Origin of the sequence: Dichotomicrobium thermohalophilum, assembly GCF_003550175.1 — a bacterium.
GTDB lineage: Bacteria > Pseudomonadota > Alphaproteobacteria > Rhizobiales > Rhodomicrobiaceae > Dichotomicrobium > Dichotomicrobium thermohalophilum.
Genome location: NZ_QXDF01000007.1, coordinates 1 through 1,490, shown reverse-complemented (window position 1 = coordinate 1,490; position 1,490 = coordinate 1). Strand labels below are relative to the sequence as shown.

Genomic DNA, 1,490 nt, shown 5'->3' with positions numbered 1-1,490 from the left:
GGGGTTGCCGCAGCGCAACAGCGCTCAGGGCCACAGATAGGCGATCCGCTCCAGCCGCGCGCGGCCATCGGTTCGCGCGCGCCTGCGGCAGGCCCGGCCGGGCTGTTTAACGGATCGGAATACTCAGCGTGAGCATCCCGCCATAACCCTCCGTCGCGCCATCGCCGATGCCATCGTAGAAGCCTTCGCCGGTGAGGCTGTAGCCCGCCGCGGCGATGGCCCTGATGCTGGCGCTGGCCCGTGCCTGCAGCGCTTCACCGACGGCCGAAAGACCCGTCGGCTTCAGGTCCTCAGTCTGATCGAATGCCCAGATGCCTTCCATCGCCACGCTGGTCGCCAGGCGCCAGCCGTCGCCGCCGCGCCAGCGATGGGACAGGCGCGGGCCGAAGGTCAAAAGGCCGAGGGAGACCGTCTGATCCGGGATGCGTGTGCCGAAGCTGTCGGTATAGCTTTTCTGATCCTCCCGGAAATAGACCACCCCGACATGCGGCGCCACCGTTAACGGGCCGTCCGTGAACCGTCCGGTCAGCCGCGCTTTTGCCAGCCAGCGGGTGGTGTCGAAAGTATCGGTATAGCTGCCCAGCGGAGTGATGTCGTTTTCCGACTGCCCCCAGGACAGCCCCGCACTCAGATAAAGGCTTTCATGCAGTTCGCTCACCACATACGGGCCGACCGTGTAGCCCCGGCCTTCAAAACGGGCGCCGCCGGTGCCGTCCTCGTCCTCGGTCCAGTCGAACTGGGCCTGCAGGCCGATGAGCAGGCCCGGTTGCGGCTGATAATCGGCGCCGAGGTAAAGCAGCCCCTGCTCGGTCTCGGTTGACCGGGTCTGGCTGTAGGCCCACTGCCCCTCGACCCAGATGTCGAAGTCCGAGGCCGGCGCCCCGTTGGTCTCGGCCAGAGCGCCCGCCTTCCCGGAGCCGTCTCCGATCACCGCGGCCTGTGTCTGGGCCTTGGCCTGCGTCCGGGCGGAGACGATCTGCTGCAGGCTGGTTGCAAACCGCAACGCGCCCTGACGGGAATTGCCGCGCCCGGTCAGCGAAACCGGCGTCTCGGCCCTGGTCTGGCCGCGCCGCATCAGGCGCGGGGCCAGGTCGGGCGCATTGGTCACGATCTGCCGGGCGCGGCGCGTCAGCGCCCCGGCAATTCTGTCCTGCGTCACGGCGCGCACGATTGCGCCAATGCGGATGCGCACCGTGGCGGTGTCGGCGACCAGCCCGTCCGAAAGCTTGTAGGTAAAGCTGTCCGTTCCGTTGGAATTTGCGTTCGGGGTGTATGTGAACGATCCGTCCGGGTCGAGCGACACGCTGCCCTTGTCCGGGCCGTTTAAGAGGCTGACCGTAAGTTGATCCTTGTCGGGGTCACTGTCCGCCCCGTTGCCATTGTCGTCCAGAACGTTGCCGCTGACCGTGTTATCCTCACCGGTCATGAAGCTGTCGTCCTTCGCCACGGGCGCCGTGTTGGGTCTCGCGGTGGTTACTGTAAAAGAACCT

Annotated in this window: 1 protein-coding gene; it reads right to left on the bottom strand. The window is 66.5% G+C overall.

What is annotated here, in order from left to right:
* Positions 1 to 106: 106 nt before the first annotated feature.
* The coding region (locus BXY53_RS13920) for an Ig-like domain-containing protein (RefSeq protein ID WP_170144464.1) at positions 107 to 1,490 on the bottom strand (1,384 nt) is incomplete at its 5' end.